A 21,456-nucleotide genomic window follows, 5' to 3' on the forward strand; every position below is an offset into this window, starting at 1 on the left:
AGAGCTTGGTCCCGTTCGGACGCGTAGGCGTGGAGTATCGGATGAACCAGCATCCCATCTCGACGCTAGTTGTCCCCGAGCGGTAGCTTCCAAATATCCTCACAGTACTGACGGATTGTGCGATCAGATGAGAACTTGCCTGAACGCGCTGTATTCAGCATGGACATGGTCCCCCAACGTGAAATGTCGGCATAGGCTTTGCCGGCTTCCTGCTGCGCCGCAGCGTAGGCATCAAAGTCAGCGAGCACGAAATAGCGGTCGGAATTCATCAAGTCATTTACCAGCGGCGCAAACAAATGGCGATCGCCGTTTGAAAACCTTCCGTCCCGCAAGCCGTCTAACACCTCGCGCAGTAGCGGACTCTTATTGTAGTAGTGGCGTGGGTTGTAGCCGGCCTGTTGCAGATCATTGATTTCCGCCGCAGTCAGGCCGAAAAGAAAGAAGTTCTCTTCACCCGCCTCTTTGCGGATTTCAATGTTCGCTCCGTCCAGCGTGCCAATGGCGACGGCCCCATTCATCATGAACTTCATGCATCCGGTTCCGCTTGCTTCGAAGCCGGCAGTGGAGATTTGCTCGGACAGATCGGCAGCAGGGTAGATGCGCTGCCCCAGCGAAACCGAGTAGTTCGGAAGGAAAATGACCTTCAGAATATCTTTTACCTGGGGATCATTATTGACCAGCTCACCCACCTGACTTATCAGTTTGATGATGAGCTTCGCCATCGTGTAGCTGGGAGCAGCTTTTCCCCCAAACAGAAACGTACGGGGCGCGAGGTCTTTCGTAGTACCGGCCTTTATCTGGCAATACAGCGAAAGGATGTGCAGTGCATTCAAGTGTTGACGCTTATACTCGTGCAGCCGCTTAACCTGCACGTCAAACATCGACGTCGGATCCACATCGATGGACACCGTCTCCTTAATGTGGACGGCAAGCCGCCTCTTCGAAGCTTCCTGCGTCTTTCGCCAGCGATCGAGGAAGCCTCTGTCCTTGGCAAACGGTTCCAACAACTTCAAGCCGTACAGGTCCTTGTGCCAGCCTGTTCCGATGGTCTCGTCAATCAATCCGGTAAGTTCTGGATTGGAGAGCATCAACCAGCGGCGCGGTGTAACGCCATTGGTCTTGTTGCTGAACCGTTCTGGAAAAGCCTCGTAGTAGTCATGCAGAGTAGTTTTTTTCAGCAGCTCCGTATGCAATTCCGCAACACCATTGATCGCTTTGCTGCCAACAACAGCAAGATGCGCCATTTGTACGCTGCGTTCACCGTCCTCTCCGATGATGCTCATACGCCGCATCCGTGCGTCGTCATTGGGATAGTGGTAACGCATCTCATCCAGAAATCGACGATTGATCTCGAAGATGATCTCAAGATGTCGCGGCAGCAGATTCGCGAACATGTCCAACGGCCAACGCTCTAGCGCCTCGGGCAAAAGCGTGTGGTTGGTGTAACCAAAAGTGGATTGCGTCACGCGCCACGCATCCTCCCATCCCATCGAATGCTCGTCCATCAGCAGACGCATCAGCTCCGCAATGCCAATCGAAGGATGCGTATCGTTCAACTGCACAGTCCATTTCTTGTCGAATTCTATGAGCGGTTTTCCGAGCCCTAGATGCAACCGAACCATGTCTTGCAAAGAGCACGACGTAAAGAAAAATTGTTGTGTCAACCTCAGACGCTTGCCTTCGACCTTCTCGTCGGGCGGATATAAAACTTTGCTGATGGTCTCGGATTCCATCTTAGCGCGCACGGCGCCCATATAGTCGCCGCTATTGAACACGCCTAAATTGAACGAATCGACTGCTTCGGACTTCCACAGCCTCAAGCGGTTGACCGTGCGTGTCTTATATCCCGGAATCGGCGTATCGAATGGAATGCCCTTGATCTTATAGCCAGGTACCCATCTATGGCGCATTGCACCCTTGTCATCCGTGTACGTTTCGGTATGCCCAAAGAGCCCTACTTCCACCGAAGTGGAGGCGCAAATCTCCCATGGATTGCCAAATTGCAGCCATTTATCCGACTTCTCTACCTGCCAGCCATTCACGATTTCCTGGCGGAAGATACCAAATTCATAACGCAGCCCATAGCCAATCACCGGTATCTCCAGCGTGGAGAGCGAATCAAGAAAACACGCAGCCAATCTACCCAATCCGCCGTTACCCAGACCGGGCTCAGGCTCCTCGGCGGCGATGGTCTTCAGATCGAGCCCCAAGCTCTTGAGCGCCTGCTCGATTTGCGGCGTCAAATCCAGATTTAACAGATCGTTCTGTAGATGAGGCCCCAGCAGGTACTCGGCGCTCAGGTACGCAAGAACCCTAACATCTTTTTGCCTGTAGGTCTCAATCGTCTCCAGCCATTGATCCATCAAGCGATCGCGAACAACGACTGAAAGCGCGTGATACTTATCTACCAAGCTGGACCACTCCAACGGCCTGCCTACGCTATGTGTCATGTGATTGCGGAACGAAACTGCAATCTCTTCAGCTGTTGTACCGGCGCGGTTCTCGCCCGCTAGCGTGTCCCTCTGTTGCTGCTCGTTGTCCCGGGTCAACGGAATATCCTGCTCTTGTTTTCGCATGTGTTTCAATTTGTTCTCCACAGAGCACTAATACTGCCCACATCTACATCTCCAAGATAACTCGACCGCTCACACGGGGTTCACTCTCGGGCGGTCGCTTCGACACTATATCGCCACGTCGCGTATCCAGGGAAACTCAAAGGGTATTTCTGTTTAAATCTCTGAATATTATGGTCACTCTAAGAATTTTCTCCACCGTCTCTTCGCTGAGCGGAGGCTTGTCAGAATCACCGGCGATGAGTTCTTCAGCCGCGTTCTCTCGTTGCTTATCAGGACGCTCACTTCGCCGTGGAGAGGGATCGTCGGACTCTAAAATCATGCGTAGTTCTTCCTCTGTCTCTTCGAGATAAATTTCCTCCTGCCTAGCGTTGGTCAATCAGGGCGCGTCGCTGACTCGACGGATTGCGGGCGTCAGCGTGCCCGATAATCCGCTCATCACGGCCGTGATTGAGCATGTGCAACGACTTTCCGAACCATATCTGTTCAATCACGCGATGCGCTCGTGGCTGTTCGCTGAAGCGATTGGCCGCATAAAGGGGATCAATTACGACCGCGAAGTCGTGGCTATTGGCACGATACTCCACGACATCGGCCTTACTGCTAGTGTGTCAGGGCCTAATCGCTTCGCAGTGAATGGTGCCGATGCTGCACTGTCGTTCCTTAAAGGAAAGGGTCTATCGAATCGCCGAACACAACTGATTTGGGACCTGGTTGCGCTTAACTCGACGCCATCGCTGGCACTTCACAAGGAGCCGGAAGTGGCGGTCGGCACGATGGGCATCGGACTCGATTACCGGATACGAGCCACGACAACTTTTTGCGCGACTTCGGCGAGAGATTCGTTCCTGGCTACAAAACTGTGTCAACGGTCGACCTGTTGATGAACGCTCCGTTCGATGAATAGCGATGAACTTTTGCGACGGAGGTCGAAACTGCAAGCTCTCCGATCCACGGACCTTTGACAATGTTGTAGGCTGGATCGGCGGAATCAAAAGATACTAGTTGAATTGCTGGCCTCCTAGCGTCATGCGAGACGTCCTCACGCGCCCTAACCGGCATTTGTGGCCAGTCTTGCCAATCGCGCCGTACTATCCACACACGACGGGTTTCTCCTTCACTTGTTACTCATTCTGGACATGTTAGTCGCGGTTCGGGGAAATCGCCGAGCGTTCTGCGCTTTGTTCTGGGTCGAAATGAAGGATGGTGTCACAGAACGCCGGGATGTTCTGTCTTAACAAGTACAAGAGACCGATGGCATTGGACAATGCGTTGGTCAGCATAAGGGAGACAATTATGAAAATAGTCGTGATCGGCGGTACCGGACTCATTGGATCGAAACTCGTCAACAAGCTTCGTGAGCACGGGCACGAAGCGGTAGCGGCATCACCGAATTCGGGTGTCAACACTCTCACGGGCGAGGGGCTGGCCGAAGTGATGAAAGGTGCCTCGGTAGTTGTTGACGTATCAAACTCTCCCTCCTGGGAGGACGCCGCAGTACTGAATTTCTTTGAGACATCAACCCGTAATCTCCTCGCCAATGAAGCGGCCGCAGGGGTAGGGCATCACGTTGCTTTGTCGGTTGTAGGCACGCAGCGGCTGGCCGAAAGTGGTTACTTCCGGGCTAAGATTGCTCAGGAAAAACTGATCAGAGAATCTTCTATCCCCTACTCCATCGTGCTTGCGACGCAGTTCTTCGAGTTCCTCAAGGGCCTCGCCGACATTTCGTTCGACGGGGAAAAGGTGCGACTGCCATCCGCGCTCTTCCAGCCGATGTCCGCCGACGATGTTGCGAGTGCCGTGGGGAAGATTGCAGTAGGTCAGCCGGTAAACGGCATCGTCGAAATTGGTGGTCCCGAACAGTTTCGAATCGATGAACTAGTCCGACGGCGCTTGGCGTCACTCAAAGATCCCCGCCAAGTCATCGCTGACCCAAATGCGCTTTACTCGGGGGCGAAACTCGGCGAGAGAACGCTGGTTCCGGACAATAACGCACGACTAGGCGAGACCCGTTTCGAAACCTGGCTGACTCAGCCCGCAGCACAAATTCCTCAGCCCGCAGGTGTCGCGGCGGTGAACAAGGAGAAGAAGGCCAGCTGAATCACCACCACAGACGCCACTGGTGAACGCGACGTACCGACCAAAGCACGATGTATGAAATGGCATCGCTCAGACGAAAGGGGATTTTATGAGGTTCACAAAACTGATTTTGGCGCTGGCATTTCTTATGTCCGGCGTGCTGATAGCGCAAGAGGCTAAGGTAACGGAGCTCATGTCGAAAGACCTCACAATGTGTTCTGGCAAAGAGGGTCTGATGATCACTGTGGACTATCCTCCGGGCAGTAAGGATCCAATCCATCGCCACAATGCATGTGGATTTATTTATGTGCTGGAAGGCTCCATCGTGATGCAGGTTAGAGGCGGAAAAGAAGTGACTCTGACGCCTGGTCAGACCTTCTACGAAGGCCCCGATGATGTCCACGTGATTGGGCGCAACGCGAGCCAAACCAAACCGGCGAAATTCGTCGTGTTCTTCGTGAAGGACAAAGGTGCTCCCGTGCTAGTGCCCACTAACTGAAACGTGAAATCGTGAGCAGTAATACTTGCACAAACTAGGGAGAAATTCATATGAGCACGATTACGGTAAAAGATGGCACCAATCCCATACGGCCGTTAGATTATGAGCTTGAAGGTCATACTCTAAGCCATTGATTCGTTGCCAGTAGCAAATGAGACCCCGGAAAATTTGGGAGAAAAACCGAATCGCGCTTCTTTTGAAATTGCGGGATAGCGCATAATTATTCTCGCACTCTCCATCTAGGATGTTCCTGGAAAGAGGAGACGGCTCTTATCACCCGTGGCAGCAGTGGCATCGGTCTTGCCGCGACCCGAACTTTCATTGCGGAGGGTGCGCAGGTCACCATTACTGCCCGCGAGCAGAAGATGCTCGATGGAGAAAGATGACTAAAGGTAAGGTTCGACAGTTCTTGATCTAGCTCTTGGAGAATCGAATCGATTCAGTCAAGCGATTGGAGCATGCGATGGACACGTTCGAACAACCGACGACAACGCACCGTGTCGGAACGGGAGGCCGGGGATCGCTAGAGAACTTCAGAGACCGTCGACGGGCGTTTCGCGCTCTGCACGAGGCAGGCTGTTTCCTCATTCCAAATCCGTGGGACGTTGGCTCTGCACGGTACTTGCAGCAACTGGGATTCCCCGCGCTGGCGACAACCAGCGCGGGCTTTGCGTTCTCGCAGGGGCTGCCTGACTCCGAAGGTGCGCTCACTTGTGAGCGCAATCTGGCATACATAGCTGATATCGCGGGCGCGGTCGATGTTCCGGTCAATGCGGACTTCGCGTCTGGCTACGGAGCGTCACCGCAAGATGTGGCCGATAATGTCACGCTCTGCATCGCGACCGGCGTCGCCGGCCTATCGATCGAGGATGCAACCGGTGATCCATCGTCACCGCTTTACGAGCTGCCGCTCGCCGTCGAGCGTGTGCGCGCCGCGCGCGAGGCGATCGATCAGTCTCATGCCGACGTCCTACTGACGGCGAGGGCAGAATGTTTCCTTGTCGGCCATCAGGATGCGCTTCGTGAGGTCTGTCCTGCGTCTGCAGGCATTCGCTGAGGCGGGGGCGGACGTGCTATTTGCACCCGGCCCCCACGACCCTACGACGATCAAAGCGCTCGTTGACGCTGTTCGGCCGAAGCCGATCAACGTCCTGGTGGTTCGGGAGAGTGGCTTGAGCGTCGCCGACATAGCGGCGCTCGGCGTGCGACGCATCAGTGTCGGCGGCGCGTTGGCTCTTGCTGCATGGACCGGTTTCACGCGCGCAGCGCAGAAGTTGAAATCGGAGGGGAGCTTCGCTGGCTTCGCGAGCTTGGTCTCGTACGCCGACATCAACGGGTTCTTGGTGACCGACTACCGCCAGCGTCAATCTGACCGGCGGCGGTCGGCGGAGTCACAAAGCTAAGTATTCAAGGAGGCGACAGATGACAAGAGTGGTTGATCTATCGAACTCTCCCTCCTTCGGAGACGCGGTCGTGATGGAGTTCTTCGAGGCTTCAACCCGCAATCTGGTCGCACAGGAAGTTGCGTATGACTGAGACCACACGCTCGCCGCTGCTCTCAAGCGCCGCGAATGCAGCGCTCATGTTTCCGGTGTTGAGTTCCGGGCAGATTGCACGGATTGCTTCGCACGGAGTGATTCGTCCAATTACCCGCGGCGAAGTGTTGATCGACAGCGGCCAAACCAACGTGCCGTTCTTTGTACTGAAGGCCGGTGAGATCGAGGTTATTCGCCCATCGGAACTGGACGAGGTTTTGGTCGCGATTGTTGGGCCGGCTCAGTTCACCGGTGACATCAGTATGATCCTCGGTCGCCCAGCGCAGATGCGCCTCCGTGTGAGTGACTCCGGCGAAGTCGTCCAACTGACACGTGACCAGATGCACGCCCTCATTCAAACCGACGCCGAAATCAGCGAAGTCTTGATGAGAGCGTTGATCCATCGACGGCTCGCGGTAGTTGCGCATGGGATTGGCGACGTGCTGCTAATTGGCTCCGTCGGGTCCGGGGCAACGCTACGAATTAAACAATTCCTGACGCGCAATGGCCACCCCTTCAAGTACCTCGATCTTGACCGGGACGCCGATGTACGGCAATTGCTCGATCGCTTTCACGTGGAGCCGGCGGAGATACCTGTCGTGATCTGCCGCGGCGAGGCGGTGCTGAAGAATCCCAGTAATCAGGCGATCGCCGACAGTCTCGGCTTCAATAAGGGGATCGATCACACCCACCGGCGCGATGTCGTCATTGTCGGCGCCGGACCAGCTGGTCTTGCGGCAGCCGTTTACGCAGCTTCCGAGGGACTCGATGTCCTGGTTATCGAGGCGAGCTCGCCTGGAGGGCAAGCGGGCTCGAGCTCAAAAATCGAAAACTACCTTGGATTTCCAACTGGGATTTCGGGGCGAGAGCTGGCCGAACGCGGTTACGCCCAGTCACAGAAGTTTGGCGCTGAGGTCATGATTGCCAAAGGCGCCATCGAGTTGGTCTGTGAAAACAACGCGTACGGCGTGAGACTCGATGACAGCGTGACCATCCGGGCTCGCACAGTGGTCATTGCCACCGGAGCTCGATACCATAGGCCCTCGCTCGCGAATCTCTGTCAGTTCGAAGGTGCGGGTGTCTACTACAACGCGACTTTTATGGAAGCGCAGCTCTGCGATGGTGATGAAGTCATAGTCGTAGGCGGAGCGAACTCGGCGGGCCAGGCCGCAGTGTTTCTGGCGCAGACGGCGAGACGCGTTCATCTGCTCGTCCGCTCCAGCAGTCTTTCGGCGAGCATGTCGCGATACCTGATTCGACGCATCGAGGAGACCCCAACAATCCAGGTCAAGACAAGAACCGAGATCGTGGCTTTTGAGGGAACCGAGCATCTTGAGCGTGTGCGGTGGCGCGATGGCACGGGCGCGGTAACGAGTCAGGATCTTAAGCACGTATTCCTGATGACGGGGGCCGACGCGAACACCGGTTGGCTGAATGGCCGTGTCGCGCTTGATCCGAAAGGTTTCATCAAGACCGGATGGGACCTGACGAAGGAAGATCTCGCCGCAGCGCGATGGCCGCTCGACCGCTCACCGCATCTGCTCGAAACCTCGCTTCCGGGCGTGTTCGCCGTGGGTGACGTTCGGTGCGGGAGCGTCAAACGCGTGGCATCGGCAGTCGGCGAAGGGTCGATCGCGGTTTCGTTGGTCCACCGCGCGCTGTCCGAGTAGTTCGCAGGCCATCGAGAGCTTAAATGACCGAACGTCATCAAGACCATTGAGCACGCGAACGCGAGACGGTACGCGGATAGGACTTAGTCCAGCATGCCACTCCACGTCACCACCTTGTCGGCCGCTTCCTAGCGGAAGTTTTCTACCATCTTGATAACGCTCTGGGGATCGGACTGAGTGTAGAAGATGGTGCGACCGTCTCGCGACGCGCTCAGGCTGGGCTGCCAGTCGCTGGGGCTTTTTTCAAGTGACAGGACTGGCGTAATCCGCCGGGTGGCGAAGCTGTAGAACTCGATCGTAGGACGTGGTTCGGCATCGACGTCCAGCAGGTAGAGTCCGCTCTCCGTCACCGCCCAGTGTCCCCAATAAGTCACTTGCGGTTTGCCGGTCACCACAGGCGACTCGCTGCCTCCGTTTGCGGGCATGCTCCATATCCCAGGTTCGTCAAACTTGCTGTAGTAGATGGTTTGCCCGTCGTAGGACTCAAGAGGATCAAAGCCGCCATGCTCGGTCAGCTGCCTCTCTGACCCGTCCTCAAGAGAGTGCTTCCAGATCTGTCTGCTTCCCGTACGCGGAGAGGCGAAATAGATGAACCTGCCGTCGCGGGACCAACTTGGCACTACATTGTCGGAGTCGCCATGCGTGATCGCATGAAGGTTCCTGCCCTCTGCATCAACGACATAGATGTGGGAGTAGATATGGATGTGATTCTCTACGTGGGCATCGAAGGCTATCCATCGTCCATCGGGCGACCAGCGCGGAGTGCCCGAGTGCCCGCCTATATAAGTAAGTTGCACGGGATGATCGCCCTCAGAGCTGTTCAGCCAGATCTGGCGTGCGCCGGAACGTGCTGATTGCAGCGCAAGACGCGTCCCGTCCGGGGAGGGTTGCGCGGCGTCCTCCATGAACTGTGAATAGATGAGCTTCCTTGTATGAAGTACTGGACCGCCTGCTTTCGAAAGATCCGCTCGCCAGATTATCGCGGGAGCATGGTGACGGGGAGAACCCATTTGGCTCTCCGCATAGACGAGGCTCCGCCCGCCCTGGGAGATCGAACCCACGCCCGGGTAGAACATCTCAGGTTCGACCGAGCCGCCTGATACCGGTACCCTCCAGGGGCGCACCATGTTTCCTCGCATCCAGTAGAGGACGATGTATTTGCCGTCGGGTGTCCACATCGGGTTCCAGAAGAACGCATCGGCTGAAACAAGACGCCTCGGTGGGCCACTGGTAAGCGGCACGGCGTAGAGCTCGCTATGGCCTCCGTCGGTCTGACGAGAAAATGCAACGGTTCGTCCGTCCGGGGAAAGCGCATCGTCGGAGCCAAAGTCTCCGTGAGATCCCGCCGCCAGACAGCGCTTCTTGCCGGTTGTGAAGGAGAAGAGCACAAGCGCGCGCGGACCACCTGGGGCGCACTGGTCAAGCATCACCATGGCTTTGCTGTCCGGAGTCCAGATAGGCCGGCCCGCGACCCATTCCCGGCAGGGCGAGTCCGTCAGTCGACGCTCGGGGCCGCCGAGTGCGGGGACCGTGTAGACCCCATCGCGTTCGCTACTGCAGCGGGCAAAGGCAATCTCCCGCCCATCCGGCGACCATTGCGGGGGGCCGGGAACACCGTCGCCTCGCTTGTGGTGTGTGATTTGTAGCGGCGTGTCGCCTCCTACCAACTGCACATAGATGTCATAGTGTGTGCGCTCCACACCATTCCAAACGAACGCGATCTGACGCCCGTCCGGCGAAAACGACGGGAATCTCGCGTCTCCGAGCGCGCTCGTGAGAATCGACGAACGCAGATTCGAAGACATCATGTTCGGCTCGCCCGAGAGCGGCTTAGGCTGGCTCCTAAACTGAACAAGGACGGATCGAAGAGACGCAGATCGAATGAGGGCGGCGATTCCAATTGCGGATATGACGCATGCGATTACTAGGGCTAACTTCCTGGAGAGCAGCCTTCGACGGTCTGGCTTCTCGTCGTGCGTAACAGTGCCGACTTCAACGCTACCGTTACTCTGTCCCCACATGTTGGATACAGCCATCTCGGATATCGCAGTCAATCGAGACGAAGCGCGGTTATTCTGCGCATCCCCCGGTTGTGAGACGGGCGCGACAAAGCGATAACCCTTCTTCGGAATGGTTTCGATGTAGAGAGGCTTGTCGGCCGAGTCGCCCAAGGCCTCGCGGAGCTTCATGACAGCAGAATTCAGGCTGTGGTCGAAATCGACGAAGGTGTCGGATGGCCAGAGATGTTGGCGCAATTGCTCGCGCGTGACCATCTGCCCGGCGTGCTCCAGCAGCAAGAGGAGAATAAGCGCTGGCTGTTCACGCAGTTTGATAACGGCCCCATTGCGGCGTAGTTCTCCACTCGAGGTGTCCAGTTCGAAGACGCCGAAGCGCCAGGTCCGTGGTGTGTTGACCGGCATGCCCATTAGCGCGCTCCTCTGGGCTGGACAAACTTTACACCTTTCCCGATCGGCAGGCCAATCGAACCCGAATCACAAATTTACTCGATAGACAAAGTCCTTTGGTGTCAAGGGCGGAGAGCGCAATCAGCAGATGATGACGGAATGATCTCCAAAGCATTGAGCGGATCGCCGCAGCGGCGCACATTGCGAATATTCCCGAGCGGTAGTTGGAGCAGGACAAAGCCGCAGGATCATCGAGGAGGTTCGCCATGTTTCGTATATCTTCCATCCTTACCTGTGCAGCTCTGGTGTTGTCGCTCAGCGCGGCTCTATGTGGACCGGTGGCAGCACAAGATAAGTCGGTCACCGTTAAGATTCCATTTGATTTCTCAGTCAACGACCAGAATGTACCTGCGGGCAAATATCGCATCTCACTGCAGGCGCCGCGTTATCTCTTGTTCGTCGACACCCAGTCCACCAAGAAGCAGTACCTGATGTTGGTCCAGCCCACCTGGGAGCAAAACAGTAACGACCGGGGGCACCTGATCTTTCGGCGGTATGGAGACAGCAACTATTACCTCTACCAAGTCTGGATGCCGGGCCGAGGTGAGGGACGGCAGCTGGTGCGCAGCCGGTCCGAGCAGAAGACGCTGCGGGGGCGGAAATCTTCATCGCTCGCACAGGTGCAACTTCCAAGTGGGCCGGTACGGCAATAATCCGGCCGGGCATGGAATCGCCCTCTTTTCGTAACCCATCGCAATCTCCTATTCGTTTTCGAAGAGTCATCATGGGCTCAGATCAGTAGGGACGTGTCTGATCGAAGTACCTGTTCTGCTGAAGCAGAATGAACCCGATAGGTGTGGCGAGCAGCCCAGCTCCGACCGCGAAGGCAATGACTAGCATGCGGGCATCGGGTCGTGCGGCCATGATGGTGCTGATGCCAAGCGGAAGGAAGAACAACACGGATGTGATAAGGCCTGGCGAGAAACGGCCGCGTTTACGCAGAAACGGAAATATATGCATGAAGATGGCATTGATGACCATGAGGCCAGGCATGCCGAGTGCAACGCCAGGGTATTCCGGCGCGACGAAGACGCAGGTGATCCCTACGATCATGACAAGGCAGTTGGTGAGGTAGAACTCGTTCCAGCGGGCAGGTAAGTGGAGGACCTGCTGCGCCCAGTTTTTCCAGTCGAAGACGAACTCCTCGACTACGTGCGCGCCATAGGCCGCGGTACAGAGCCAGAGCAGTGTTTGAAGGTGTGACATTCGAAGTTCCTCGCTCTCCAGAAATCGAATAGGTTTTTTGAAAAAAAGAATGTTCCTTCTTTATTATCTGATTTGTCAAGGAACTGATTGAATGCCAAAAATTTCAGAAGAAAAGCGACAGGCGCGTCGCGACCAGATCCTCGCTGCCGCATGGCGGTGTTTTGCCCACAAGGGTATCCATGCCACTTCCATGGAGGAGATCCTCCGTGAGGCTGATCTCTCGGCAGGCGCGGTTTATCTCTACTACAACGGCAAGGACGAACTCATCCTCGCAGCCATCGAAACCTATATGAGTGAACTAAGAGGATTGCTTTTGCCTCTGCTCATGAGTAAGACACCCCTGCCGCCCGTGTCATTCACCAAAGAGATCACCGCAGCGATCTCGTCTCATACACAACAACGGGGGATCGATCTGAACGTGATCGTTCTGATGTGCTGGAGCGAGGCTCAATCAAATCCCAGGGTCAAGAAGCTTGTCTCGGGGTTTCAGTTCAAGTATCGGGAGGCGCTGGTCGGCATTGTTCGTACCTGGCAAAAAGAAGGACATCTCGCGAAGAAGGGCGAACCAGATGACATAGGAAAAGCTCTGCTGGCATTCTTCCTTGGTTTCATCGTTCAGTCTGCCTTGCTTGGGAGAATCGAGCCGGACACAGCCGCACAAGGAATTGCCGGATTACTGACGAATATCAAGATCTAACGACCTCAGTCCTGATATGTCGTCTTGTCGAAAGTGATCTCTCGCGCCGGTGAGTGTGCGGTGAAGAGAGTATTCCTTTGCGCCATCGTCTGAGGCGCCGTATCAAATTCACTCCTGTGAAGGGCCCCAAGACAGTTTGTCGAATCAACGTAAGAAGCAGAGCAAGAGCCAACGTTCTGAGAGGAGAACCAACGCGTGAGTCCAGACGGCGACGGTGAAGGCATGGCCCGCGCCTGGCGGAGCGCCCACGTGTGTCCTAATTGCGGAACGTGACCGATCTGTCAGAACTAGACTTGAAGGCTGTTACCACCGGACTCGTTTCTTGTCCTCGGTGTGATTGGGGAGGACGCATGAGATTCAGACAGTCGATGCAAACAGATCCAGCTAAGTCCCGCGTTCCACGTACGCTGAAATTGGCAGTTTGAGTTGCGTGTGCTTCTTTACGTCGGAGACCTTGCGCATGTGGGCGAATACAAGCTCGCTGGAGAACTTGGAGTCATTGTCCGCTCGCGAGACGAGGTAGGTCTTCAGCATCAGTTCGCCATGCACCAGAGGTCTCACCGTGACTCCATTCCGGGCGAGCAGGAGGGCGGCAGCCTTGACGACGAAAGCCTCAGCTGAGCCATCGGCAACAAACGGGAACGCCTCCTCGGGTGCAGCCCGGATGACGGGACGGCATTTCCACGCGTCGCCAATCGGACAGGACTACATTCGTCCTCCCGGCTGCTGTCTCGTGGATTGCCCGCACTATGCTGCGGCTGCAGGAGAGTGGTGCGAGACCGACTTTCCCGTTCCGAACGGGAATCGCCTGCCGCTGCACGATGAGAGGTGGGATGCTGCCGGTAGTACGGCGGCATCGGGTGGCACCCTTTCCGCCATACCTACCGATCCTGGCTGGATGACACCGGAGCACCGATGGAAGTGCAGCAGAAGCTCATGCGGCACTCCCGAATCTCGACCACGATGAACGTGTATGGCAACGCGCTGATGGAAGCAAAGCGCGAGGCAAATGCGGCAGTCGTTAGCAGAATATTGAGGGGCTTATAAATATTGAGGGGCTTATAACTCGATGATAGTGAGTAGCCAAAACGTGCGAAAACCCGGTGGAGCAAATGTTACTGCTCTTACACCGGGTTATTCCGGGTTGGCGGATTCGCTAAGTGGTTGCGGGGGTAGGATTTGAACCTACGACCTTTGGGTTATGAGCCCAACGAGCTACCGGGCTGCTCCACCCCGCTTGTTAAATATAACGCTCCTTTCATAGAGGGTCAAATCTCCACGAGAGGTACTTGGAGGTACTCATTGCTGTTACGACTCATCCGCGTAACTTTTTTTGGTGGAATACGTTTTATGAATTGAAGCATTCGTTGGAGGAAGTTATGAGGCAGGACAGTCGTTGGCACAAGGGGCTTGGTGGAGTCGTTGTACTTTCCATAGGCCTGGCAGCAGTCAGCTTCGCGCAAGATAAGCCGGTTTCAGATGCGCAGGTTGAGGCCAATGTATTAAAGTCGCTGGCCAGCGCACCCGAACTAGCCGACCAGGCGATTGGTTCCTCGACGGTCTATGGCACGGTGACTCTGAGCGGTTCGGTTGAGAATGAAGTTTTGCGGGATAAGGCCGAGCAGTTAGTCGCAAATACCCCTGGCGTTAAGAAAGTCGTCGACGAGCTGACTATAGGAGTGTCCACTCCCGCCGCGACCGGTGTGTCCCAGCCTGCTGAAGAGACGGTGGACCAAGCGGAGCAGGGAAGTGGCGTCCCCCCACAGCAGCCGGATGATGCAACGGTTTCAGGGGCTCCGCAGCCTCCACCCTATCCCCAGGCATCACCCTATCCCCAGACACCACCCGTGCCCGCCGCACCCCCAGGTGCTCCAGCTCCTGTCGAGCGTTCCCCAGGGCAACCGGGTTCTCCTTCTTATTCGCAGCAATTCCCAGGTCCTCAGCCTGCTCCTCAACAGCCTTACAGGGTGCAGCAGCAGCCAGGTCAATCCGTCACGATTCCTACCGGAACAATGCTCAGGGTAAGGCTCAATCAGGCAATGGACAGCCGTCACACGCAGCCAGGGGCTCCCTTCGACGGTGTTGTTCTTAACGATGTGCTTTCCAATGGCATGGTGGCGATTCCACGCGGAGCGCTCGTGCAGGGATATGTGGCAGACGCTCAGCCTGGGGGAGATCTGCGGGGCCGCGGCGGGATCGCGCTTCAACTGTCTCAGGTCACGTTGGAGGGACATCCTTATCCTCTTGCAACCGAAGCCTGGTCCCACCAGGGTTACGACAAGACCGGTCAGACCGCCGGAACGACGGTTGGGTTGGGAGCCGCAGGCGCAACCATTGGAGCGATCGCCGGCGGCGGCCCTGGAGCTTTGCTGGGAGCAGGGATTGGAGCGATTGCCGGACTCGGGATATCCTCCGCATCACGGCAGGGGGAAGCTGCCATTCCCTCCGAAGCGATTGTGTCTTTTCGGCTGGCCCAGCAGGCGGCCTTGACGACGGTCTCTCAGGCTGAACTCGATCGCCTGGGAGCCGGATTGCCTCCTCCACCTGCGAATGCGATGAGGCGACGGTCCTATCCTCCACCCCCACCGCCGCCCTATGGCTACGGACCCGCCTATTATCCATATGGCTATCCCTACTATCGCTAGCAGACGGCCCATCGGGTAGACGGATTGGATGTATCTGACTCCGGCAAAGGGCTTCCTGCCGGAGTCAGAAATTTCATGCGAGTGATTTATACTGGTTTCTTGCCCTGCCTCCAGCGCGCGCTCCTGACGGTACGCTCTGGCTACGCAAATCCCGGGCGACCGCACATCCGTGTATGACGGTGGCGTTTTAAAGTAAAGGTCTTCAGTCAAGCATGATTCGTATTCTGCAGCAGGACAACCGCATCACGAAGATTCTCTTTGCTGTCATCATCGGCTTCGCAGTCGTCACCATGGTGATCACGCTCGTCCCCGGCGTCTTTGACAGCTCTTCGACAAATGATGCCAACGCCTTCGCAACTGTGCGAGTTCCGGGCCTTTTGGGCCGCCTTGGTATCGACAGCAGCACCGTGAAGATGACCGAGGTTAATCAGCTCGCCTCCCGTCAGCTGCAGCAACAGCATCTCCCGGAATTTCTGCTGCCATACATGTCGCAGCGCGCCGGACAAATCCTGGTGCAGCGGCAGGTCCTCAAGCACGAGGCCGACCGCCTGAATCTGGAAGTGGGCGATGCGGATCTGCGTCGCGAATTGGAGACCGGCCCATTTGCGCAGTATCTCTTTCCTGGCGGCAAGTACATCGGCGACGACGCCTACATGAACTTTGTTCAGAATTTCTTCCAGGTCAGCCGTTCCGACTTCGAGTCCCAGATCAAGAGCGATATGGCGCTGCAACGCTTGCAGGCCCTCATCACAGGAGGGGTCAGCGTCTCGGATAACGCCGTTCGCGAAGCTTACCGAACGCAGGGAACCAAGGTTAAGTTCGACTACGCGGTCATCGCTGCAGATGACCTGAGGAAGAGCATCAATCCCTCCGACGCCGATCTCGAAAAGTTCTTCAAGGACAACCAGGCTCGTTACGCGACGGCCATTCCGGAGACACGCAAGATTCAATATGTCTCCTTCGACGCCTCGAATCTACCCGGCGGCAAGCCACAGATCTCCGACGCCGACGTGCAGGCTTATTACAACCAGCATCAGGCTCAGTTCCAGGTGAAGGAGCAGGTCAAGGTTCGCCACATCCTCATCGCCGTCCCTTCGGGAGCCGACAGCAAGACCGACTCTGCTGCGAAAGCCAAGGCAGATGATCTGTTGAAGCAGATCAAGGGTGGTGCGAACTTCGCGGATCTGGCGAGCAAGAACTCGGACGATCCAGGCAGCAAGACCCAGGGTGGAGAACTCGGATGGCTCGACCGCGGCCGTACGGTTCCGGAGTTTGACAAGGTGGCCTTCACGCTGGCTCCTGGACAGACCTCGGATGTGATCAAGACCCAGTTCGGCTACCACATCCTTCAGGTCGAAGAGAAGAAGACCGCACACCTCCGGCCTCTCTCTGAGGTCAAGGCTGAGATCGTTCCCATCCTCGAGCAGCAACGCGTAGGTGCCGCTGAACAGACGTATGCCTCCCAGCTTGCAGCCGATGCCAAGAAGAACGGCCTCGAGAAAGCCGCTCAAGCCCGGGGCTTGCATACAGTCGCGACGGACTACCTTGCCAAAGACGGTGTGATCGCTGGCTTGTCCGATGGCTCGGCCTTGTTGACGCAGGCGTTCACCGTAGTCAAGGGTGCCGACCCCGCCTCGGTTTCGACCGGTGATGGATTTGCGGTCTTCCAGGTAACCGATATCAAGGCTGCCCATGCTCCCGTATTTGCCGAGTACAAGACACACATTCTCGATGATTACCGTGAGCAGCAGGTGCCTCTCTTGTTGAACACGCAGCTCGCCAAGCTCGACGACCGAGCGAAGGTTCTCAACGATCTGAAGAAGGCTGCTGACGAGATGAAGATTCCCGTGAAGACGAGCGAGTTGGTTGCTCGCGATGCACAGGTTCCTGAGATCGGTTCGATGGGTGGCCCGGCATCGGTTGCCTTTACCTTGGCCAAGGGAACAATCTCAGGTCCGATTAACCTGGGCAGGGCTGGCGTCGTATTGTCGGTTACCGAAAAACAAGAGCCGACAGCCGAGGATATTGCAAAGAACTTCGACCAAACTCGCGAGCAGCTGGTAAACGAGCAGCGGGACGAGCTATTCCGCGTATATGTCGGAAACCTCACAAAGAAGTATGAAGAAGCGGGTGCCATTCGCTATTCCAAGCGACAACAGGCGCCACCGTCGTTGCCCGCTGGCAACTAGATCGTAAACTTTAAACCCGAGCAGAACCGGGGCCTGTTCCTTTGAAGGAACGGGCCCCATCTTTTTTGCATCTGACGTGTCACACTTTGAGAACGGCCGGTGGATGGCGGCTGCTTCTTTGAGAGCAAGAAAGCGTCCAATGACGAAGGGGGCACGATGAGAAGTGAAGTTACCAGTGAAGCGCGATTGTCCGGGGTCTTGTTACATGTGACGTCGCTGCCTTCCTATGGTGGTATCGGAGACTTTGGCCCGGCCGCCTATGCATTCGTAGATTTTCTGGTGCAGGCAAAACAACGGCTCTGGCAGGTGCTTCCCCTTAGCCCCACCGGATACGGAAGTTCTCCTTACTCCGCTCTTTCGGCCTTCGCAGGCAACCCTTTGCTGATCAGCCTGGAAAGGTTGGTCCGGGATGGCTGGCTTTCCAAAGAGCGTATTGCCGGTCTGGCAGGCCATGACGGCCCTGTTGATTTCGAGCGAGCTAAGCGTGAGAAGCTGCCGCTCATCGAGGAGGCCGCTGCTGCATTCCTCGAACGCGCATCCGACGCCGCTCGCGCGCGATATCAGCAATTTTCCCAGAACAACATCTCCTGGCTGGCAGACTATGCCATGTTCAGCATTCTCCGGCGAAGATTTGACTTTGTCGCCTGGAACCAATGGCCCGAGGAATTCGCGCACCGTCGAGCCGAAGCGATGACCCAAACTTTAAATAGCTACAGCCGTGAGCTCGCTATCGAACAGGTCATTCAGTTCTTCTTCGATGAGCAATGGAGCGAGCTCAGGAATTACTGTGCACAACGAAAGATTCGCATCCTTGGCGACGTTGCCATCTTTGTCAGCTATGACAGCTCCGATGTATGGACCAACCCCGAGGTCTTCGAGCTCGACGACAATCGCATGCCTGTCCGCGTCTCCGGCGTACCGCCGGACTATTTCTCCGAGACTGGCCAGCGATGGGGCAATCCTCTCTATAAATGGCAGGCTCTCCAGGAAAGTGGCTTCGGCTGGTGGGTGGCACGGATTCGCCGCTCTCTCGCCCTTTACGACATCATCCGCCTCGATCACTTCCGCGGATTTGAGGCTTGCTGGTCCATCCCCGCTGACGAAGAGACGGCGATCAATGGGGTGTGGGTCAAGGCTCCGGGCATTGAGCTCTTCAGTCATCTGAAGTCTGTCTTTGGGGAGCTTCCGTTTGTGGCCGAAGATCTGGGCCTGATCACACCGGCCGTCGATGATTTGCGCGAACATTTCCAGATGCCGGGAATGCGGGTGCTTCAATTCGGCTTTACCGATCGCGGCAGCCATTTGCACCTGCCGCACAGCTTCGTGCCCAACACCGTCGTCTACACCGGCACACACGACAACAACACGACGCTGGGATGGTGGCGAGACGGAGCGACTGAGTCGGAACGCGCACACCTCGAGACCTATCTCCAACCCATTCACCATGACGGAGAGGTCGTATGGGCCCTAATCCGGGCCGCCGCCCGCTCCGTGGCGAACATCTGTATCTTTCCCATGCAGGATGTACTTCACCTCGGAAGCGAAGCGCGCATGAACGTTCCCGCGGCCAGAGGCGGGAACTGGTCGTGGCGGTATAACTCGAATGCGCTGCATCCCGACTTCGCCGCCCAGCTGGCTGCGTTGATGGAGATGACGGACCGCGATGGCTACGTGCTTCCGGTGCCTGAGCCGATTCAGGTCTTCAGCTCTGCGGCAGAGCCGGGTCGGAGCATTTAGACTGGTAAGGTAATCTCAAAAATCAGGAGTCTCCATGCCCCTCTCTGGCGAAGCCATCCGTACTATGAACTATGTTGACGATATCTCGGTGACGCTACGGCGCATTCTTGCGGTTCTGCCTTCGCTGACCGACGAAGAGCGGCAGCGCGTTTCCGATCATATCAAGCATGCCGATCCCAGCTACGACTCCGTAATAGCAGCAGTAGCGGGAAAAAAATGAGCGAAGCACCCGGCTCGCACGGCGATCCCGCAATCCGCGTGATCGCCGTGATCGGGGCAGGGCAGGCAGGCCGTACCTTTGCGATGGCATGCTCGGCAGCCGGTTTTTATGTTGTCCTCGAAGACGTCATGCCTTCCAATCTGCGAAAGGCTGAGGTGGAGTACTCCGACCTCAGCCTGCGCGGAGGCTATGGAGCTCTTGAACTGGCCACGACCGTAGAAGGTGCGGTCCGGGAAGCCGATATCGCCATCGATTTTGTGCCGGACGAGCTGGAATCCAAGCTCGAGATCTTCAGCATGATCGACCGCATGGCCCCCCCGAAAACGATCCTCTGCACGCCCAGTGTGGCCTTGAGCATCACCGATCTGGCCTCCTGCGTTTATCGTCCGGACCGATGCGTGGCCATCCGCGGAGAGGTCCTTCATGGGAAAACGGTACAGGTGCTTTATCCACCCTCAGTCGACCAGGTAGTTCTTCATTCTGTCCAGAATTTGCTAGGGCGCCTTGGAGCCTTCCCAGTCGCGATGCCTGATCCTGAGTCTTCAATTCTCACTAAAAATTTGCGCCAATAGAGCCTCCCGGCCTGCCACTCGCTGTCTCATTTCGATCCTTTCGTCACAACTGGAACTCTTTTCTCTAAATTTACGTAACGGAAGAGAGATATCTTAGTCAAAGAATCGTCATGCGTGCTCTTCTGGACATCTTCGCTCAGGTCTTCCGGTCAATCGGAGCTAATAAGCTGCGCTCATTTTTGACGATGTTCGGAATCGCCTGGGGAGTGGCATCCCTTCTTCTGCTGATCGGCCTGGGGGAAGGCTTCCGTTCCGGCCAGCGCAGGGGATTGGCCCAGCTCGGCCAGGACGTCATCATGACCTGGGGTGGGAATATTCCTGCGATGCCGAATCAGCATACCGGCATGAGACCCTACAAGTTGACGGTGTCGGATGCGGAGGCGATTCGGAATGAAGCCCAACATGTCCGCAATGTGACCGCATTCATCAACCGCGGCGACCTCAAACAGGTGAGCGAGTTTTCCAGCTCCGGCGGCTCCGTCATGGGGGTCCAGGCAAACTATCCCGAGATCCGGAATATCCCGATCGACCAGGGCCGCTTTCTGAGTGCAGACGATATCGCACAGCGCCGCAGAGTTGTTGTCCTGGGCCAGAAGAACAACAAGCTGCTCTTTCCAGGACGACCTTCGCTGGCAGCGTTCATAACGATCAATGGAGCGAGGTTCCAGGTGATCGGTGTAGCCGAGAAGATTGGCCGCGGCAATAACGACGGCGACAATCAGCGGCTTTACATTCCGCTTACGACGATGCTCGAGCTGTTTCCCATGACTGGGGAGAATATTCCCCAGGACTCCGTTACCTCGATCCAGTATCAGCCTTCGGTTCCTGAACTGAACGAGACCGCGAAGGCTGAGGTGCATCGTGTAATCGCAGAGAGGCACGGCTTCAATGCGAGCGTCAAAGACGCCTTCGAGGAATGGGACACCATCAAATCCGAGCGGACGGTGGGTCTGATCTTCACCGCAATGGATGTCTTCCTTGGAGGGGTTGGAATCGTTACCCTCGCCCTGGGGGCGGTCGGAATCATCAACATCATGTTGGTCACCGTCACGGAACGGACCAAGGAGATTGGCCTGCGGAAGGCGCTGGGTGCAACCAATCGCAGTATTCTTACGCAGTTTTTTCTTGAGGGCCTGATGCTGACCGGCTTGAGCGGATTGATCGGAATCGTCGGCGCGGGAACCCTGATGTTCCTTCTGGGCAAGGCCATGGGGAACAACCAGATGGGGTTCGATCCTCCACGGCTGGTTCCGTGGTCGGCGGCCATGGCGATGGGAACGCTGATTTTGTGCGGCGTGGTCGCTGGGCTTTATCCTGCGAGCAAGGCCGCTGCGCTCGAGCCGGTTGAAGCACTGAGGAAGGAGTAGAG

The 21,456-nt window shown here is 56.5% G+C and carries 19 protein-coding genes and 1 tRNA gene; 15 read left to right on the forward strand and 5 right to left on the reverse strand.

Annotated elements, in window-relative coordinates; genetic code table 11:
* Window positions 1–65: 65 nt before the first annotated feature.
* Window positions 66–2,576: a glycogen/starch/alpha-glucan phosphorylase gene (locus tag AC5S26_RS23750; protein ID WP_494187433.1), complete on the reverse strand. Its 2,511-nt coding sequence runs from the start codon at window positions 2,574–2,576 to the stop codon at window positions 66–68.
* Window positions 2,577–2,992: 416 nt separating this feature from the next.
* Between AC5S26_RS23750 and AC5S26_RS23755 the strand changes: the two genes are divergently transcribed.
* From AC5S26_RS23755 to AC5S26_RS23780, 6 genes are all read left to right on the forward strand, one after another.
* Window positions 2,993–3,457: an HD domain-containing protein gene (locus AC5S26_RS23755; protein ID WP_494187434.1), complete on the forward strand. Its 465-nt coding sequence runs from the start codon at window positions 2,993–2,995 to the stop codon at window positions 3,455–3,457.
* A 412-nt stretch (window positions 3,458–3,869) separates the two neighbouring features.
* Window positions 3,870–4,673, forward strand: coding sequence for an SDR family oxidoreductase (locus AC5S26_RS23760; RefSeq protein WP_494187435.1), 804 nt, complete (start codon window positions 3,870–3,872; stop codon window positions 4,671–4,673).
* Between the two features lie 88 nt (window positions 4,674–4,761).
* Window positions 4,762–5,151 (forward strand): cupin domain-containing protein, encoded by a 390-nt coding sequence (locus tag AC5S26_RS23765; RefSeq protein ID WP_494187436.1) that lies wholly within the window; start codon window positions 4,762–4,764, stop codon window positions 5,149–5,151.
* A gap of 463 nt (window positions 5,152–5,614) precedes the next feature.
* Window positions 5,615–6,208: an isocitrate lyase/PEP mutase family protein gene (locus tag AC5S26_RS23770; protein WP_494187437.1), complete on the forward strand. Its 594-nt coding sequence runs from the start codon at window positions 5,615–5,617 to the stop codon at window positions 6,206–6,208.
* Between the two features lie 13 nt (window positions 6,209–6,221).
* Window positions 6,222–6,554, forward strand: a complete 333-nt coding sequence (locus AC5S26_RS23775) for an isocitrate lyase/phosphoenolpyruvate mutase family protein (RefSeq protein ID WP_494187438.1) — start codon at window positions 6,222–6,224, stop codon at window positions 6,552–6,554.
* A gap of 125 nt (window positions 6,555–6,679) precedes the next feature.
* Window positions 6,680–8,356 (forward strand): FAD-dependent oxidoreductase, encoded by a 1,677-nt coding sequence (locus tag AC5S26_RS23780; protein WP_494187439.1) that lies wholly within the window; start codon window positions 6,680–6,682, stop codon window positions 8,354–8,356.
* A gap of 128 nt (window positions 8,357–8,484) precedes the next feature.
* On the opposite strand, the gene AC5S26_RS23785 is transcribed toward AC5S26_RS23780, so the two are convergent.
* Entirely contained in the window at window positions 8,485–10,776 is a 2,292-nt protein-coding gene (locus AC5S26_RS23785) for a winged helix-turn-helix domain-containing protein (RefSeq protein WP_494187440.1), read from the reverse strand.
* Window positions 10,777–11,027: 251 nt separating this feature from the next.
* On the opposite strand from AC5S26_RS23785, the gene AC5S26_RS23790 reads away from it, so the two are divergent.
* The gene (locus AC5S26_RS23790; protein ID WP_494187441.1) at window positions 11,028–11,474 is read left to right on the forward strand and encodes a hypothetical protein; all 447 of its coding nucleotides are present in this window, start codon (window positions 11,028–11,030) and stop codon (window positions 11,472–11,474) included.
* A gap of 82 nt (window positions 11,475–11,556) precedes the next feature.
* Here the strand turns inward: AC5S26_RS23790 and AC5S26_RS23795 are convergent, their stop codons facing one another.
* Complete coding sequence (locus AC5S26_RS23795; protein WP_494187442.1) at window positions 11,557–12,027, reverse strand: HXXEE domain-containing protein; 471 nt, start codon at window positions 12,025–12,027, stop codon at window positions 11,557–11,559.
* A 91-nt stretch (window positions 12,028–12,118) separates the two neighbouring features.
* On the opposite strand from AC5S26_RS23795, the gene AC5S26_RS23800 reads away from it, so the two are divergent.
* Window positions 12,119–12,724: a TetR/AcrR family transcriptional regulator gene (locus AC5S26_RS23800; protein WP_494187443.1), complete on the forward strand. Its 606-nt coding sequence runs from the start codon at window positions 12,119–12,121 to the stop codon at window positions 12,722–12,724.
* A gap of 384 nt (window positions 12,725–13,108) precedes the next feature.
* Here the strand turns inward: AC5S26_RS23800 and AC5S26_RS23805 are convergent, their stop codons facing one another.
* Window positions 13,109–13,285: a hypothetical protein gene (locus tag AC5S26_RS23805; RefSeq protein WP_494187444.1), complete on the reverse strand. Its 177-nt coding sequence runs from the start codon at window positions 13,283–13,285 to the stop codon at window positions 13,109–13,111.
* Window positions 13,286–13,322: 37 nt separating this feature from the next.
* On the opposite strand from AC5S26_RS23805, the gene AC5S26_RS23810 reads away from it, so the two are divergent.
* Window positions 13,323–13,691 carry a hypothetical protein gene (locus tag AC5S26_RS23810; RefSeq protein WP_494187445.1) on the forward strand — a complete coding sequence of 123 codons (369 nt, stop codon included), beginning with the start codon at window positions 13,323–13,325 and terminating at the stop codon, window positions 13,689–13,691.
* Between the two features lie 194 nt (window positions 13,692–13,885).
* Here AC5S26_RS23810 and AC5S26_RS23815 read toward each other — a convergent pair.
* Window positions 13,886–13,962: transfer RNA gene (locus AC5S26_RS23815), tRNA-Met, on the reverse strand.
* A 141-nt stretch (window positions 13,963–14,103) separates the two neighbouring features.
* Here AC5S26_RS23815 and AC5S26_RS23820 point away from each other — a divergent pair.
* The 6 genes from AC5S26_RS23820 to AC5S26_RS23845 all read left to right on the forward strand — a co-directional run bounded on the left by AC5S26_RS23820 (window position 14,104) and on the right by AC5S26_RS23845 (window position 21,454).
* A complete protein-coding gene (locus tag AC5S26_RS23820) occupies window positions 14,104–15,369 on the forward strand; it encodes a BON domain-containing protein (RefSeq protein ID WP_494187446.1) in 1,266 nt (421 codons plus the stop codon).
* 212 nt (window positions 15,370–15,581) lie between these two features.
* Window positions 15,582–17,558: a peptidylprolyl isomerase gene (locus tag AC5S26_RS23825; protein WP_494187447.1), complete on the forward strand. Its 1,977-nt coding sequence runs from the start codon at window positions 15,582–15,584 to the stop codon at window positions 17,556–17,558.
* Window positions 17,559–17,714: 156 nt separating this feature from the next.
* Window positions 17,715–19,295, forward strand: a complete 1,581-nt coding sequence (gene malQ / locus AC5S26_RS23830; RefSeq protein ID WP_494187448.1) for a 4-alpha-glucanotransferase — start codon at window positions 17,715–17,717, stop codon at window positions 19,293–19,295.
* A 34-nt stretch (window positions 19,296–19,329) separates the two neighbouring features.
* Window positions 19,330–19,515: a hypothetical protein gene (locus AC5S26_RS23835; protein WP_494187449.1), complete on the forward strand. Its 186-nt coding sequence runs from the start codon at window positions 19,330–19,332 to the stop codon at window positions 19,513–19,515.
* Complete coding sequence (locus AC5S26_RS23840; protein ID WP_494187450.1) at window positions 19,512–20,087, forward strand: 3-hydroxyacyl-CoA dehydrogenase NAD-binding domain-containing protein; 576 nt, start codon at window positions 19,512–19,514, stop codon at window positions 20,085–20,087. Before AC5S26_RS23835 ends, AC5S26_RS23840 begins: the two co-directional genes overlap by 4 nt.
* 110 nt (window positions 20,088–20,197) lie before the next feature.
* Window positions 20,198–21,454 carry an ABC transporter permease gene (locus AC5S26_RS23845; protein ID WP_494187451.1) on the forward strand — a complete coding sequence of 419 codons (1,257 nt, stop codon included), beginning with the start codon at window positions 20,198–20,200 and terminating at the stop codon, window positions 21,452–21,454.
* The last annotated feature ends 2 nt before the right edge of the window (window positions 21,455–21,456 follow it).

Source organism: Edaphobacter sp. FHG110511_03 (genome assembly GCF_059115365.1).

Excerpts from the sequence above, each read along its gene's own strand:
- AC5S26_RS23765 (WP_494187436.1), top strand. The coding sequence starts at position 4,762 with ATGAGGTTCACAAAACTGATTTTGGCGCTGGCATTTCTTATGTCCGGC.
- AC5S26_RS23785 (WP_494187440.1), bottom strand. The coding sequence starts at position 10,776 with ATGCCGGTCAACACACCACGGACCTGGCGCTTCGGCGTCTTCGAACTG.
- AC5S26_RS23840 (WP_494187450.1), top strand. The coding sequence starts at position 19,512 with ATGAGCGAAGCACCCGGCTCGCACGGCGATCCCGCAATCCGCGTGATC.
- AC5S26_RS23790 (WP_494187441.1), top strand. The coding sequence starts at position 11,028 with ATGTTTCGTATATCTTCCATCCTTACCTGTGCAGCTCTGGTGTTGTCG.
- malQ (WP_494187448.1), top strand. The coding sequence starts at position 17,715 with ATGAGAAGTGAAGTTACCAGTGAAGCGCGATTGTCCGGGGTCTTGTTA.
- AC5S26_RS23750 (WP_494187433.1), bottom strand. The coding sequence starts at position 2,576 with ATGCGAAAACAAGAGCAGGATATTCCGTTGACCCGGGACAACGAGCAG.
- AC5S26_RS23780 (WP_494187439.1), top strand. The coding sequence starts at position 6,680 with ATGACTGAGACCACACGCTCGCCGCTGCTCTCAAGCGCCGCGAATGCA.
- AC5S26_RS23820 (WP_494187446.1), top strand. The coding sequence starts at position 14,104 with ATGAGGCAGGACAGTCGTTGGCACAAGGGGCTTGGTGGAGTCGTTGTA.
- AC5S26_RS23845 (WP_494187451.1), top strand. The coding sequence starts at position 20,198 with ATGCGTGCTCTTCTGGACATCTTCGCTCAGGTCTTCCGGTCAATCGGA.
- AC5S26_RS23835 (WP_494187449.1), top strand. The coding sequence starts at position 19,330 with ATGCCCCTCTCTGGCGAAGCCATCCGTACTATGAACTATGTTGACGAT.
- AC5S26_RS23770 (WP_494187437.1), top strand. The coding sequence starts at position 5,615 with ATGGACACGTTCGAACAACCGACGACAACGCACCGTGTCGGAACGGGA.
- AC5S26_RS23795 (WP_494187442.1), bottom strand. The coding sequence starts at position 12,027 with ATGTCACACCTTCAAACACTGCTCTGGCTCTGTACCGCGGCCTATGGC.
- AC5S26_RS23760 (WP_494187435.1), top strand. The coding sequence starts at position 3,870 with ATGAAAATAGTCGTGATCGGCGGTACCGGACTCATTGGATCGAAACTC.
- AC5S26_RS23800 (WP_494187443.1), top strand. The coding sequence starts at position 12,119 with ATGCCAAAAATTTCAGAAGAAAAGCGACAGGCGCGTCGCGACCAGATC.
- AC5S26_RS23825 (WP_494187447.1), top strand. The coding sequence starts at position 15,582 with ATGATTCGTATTCTGCAGCAGGACAACCGCATCACGAAGATTCTCTTT.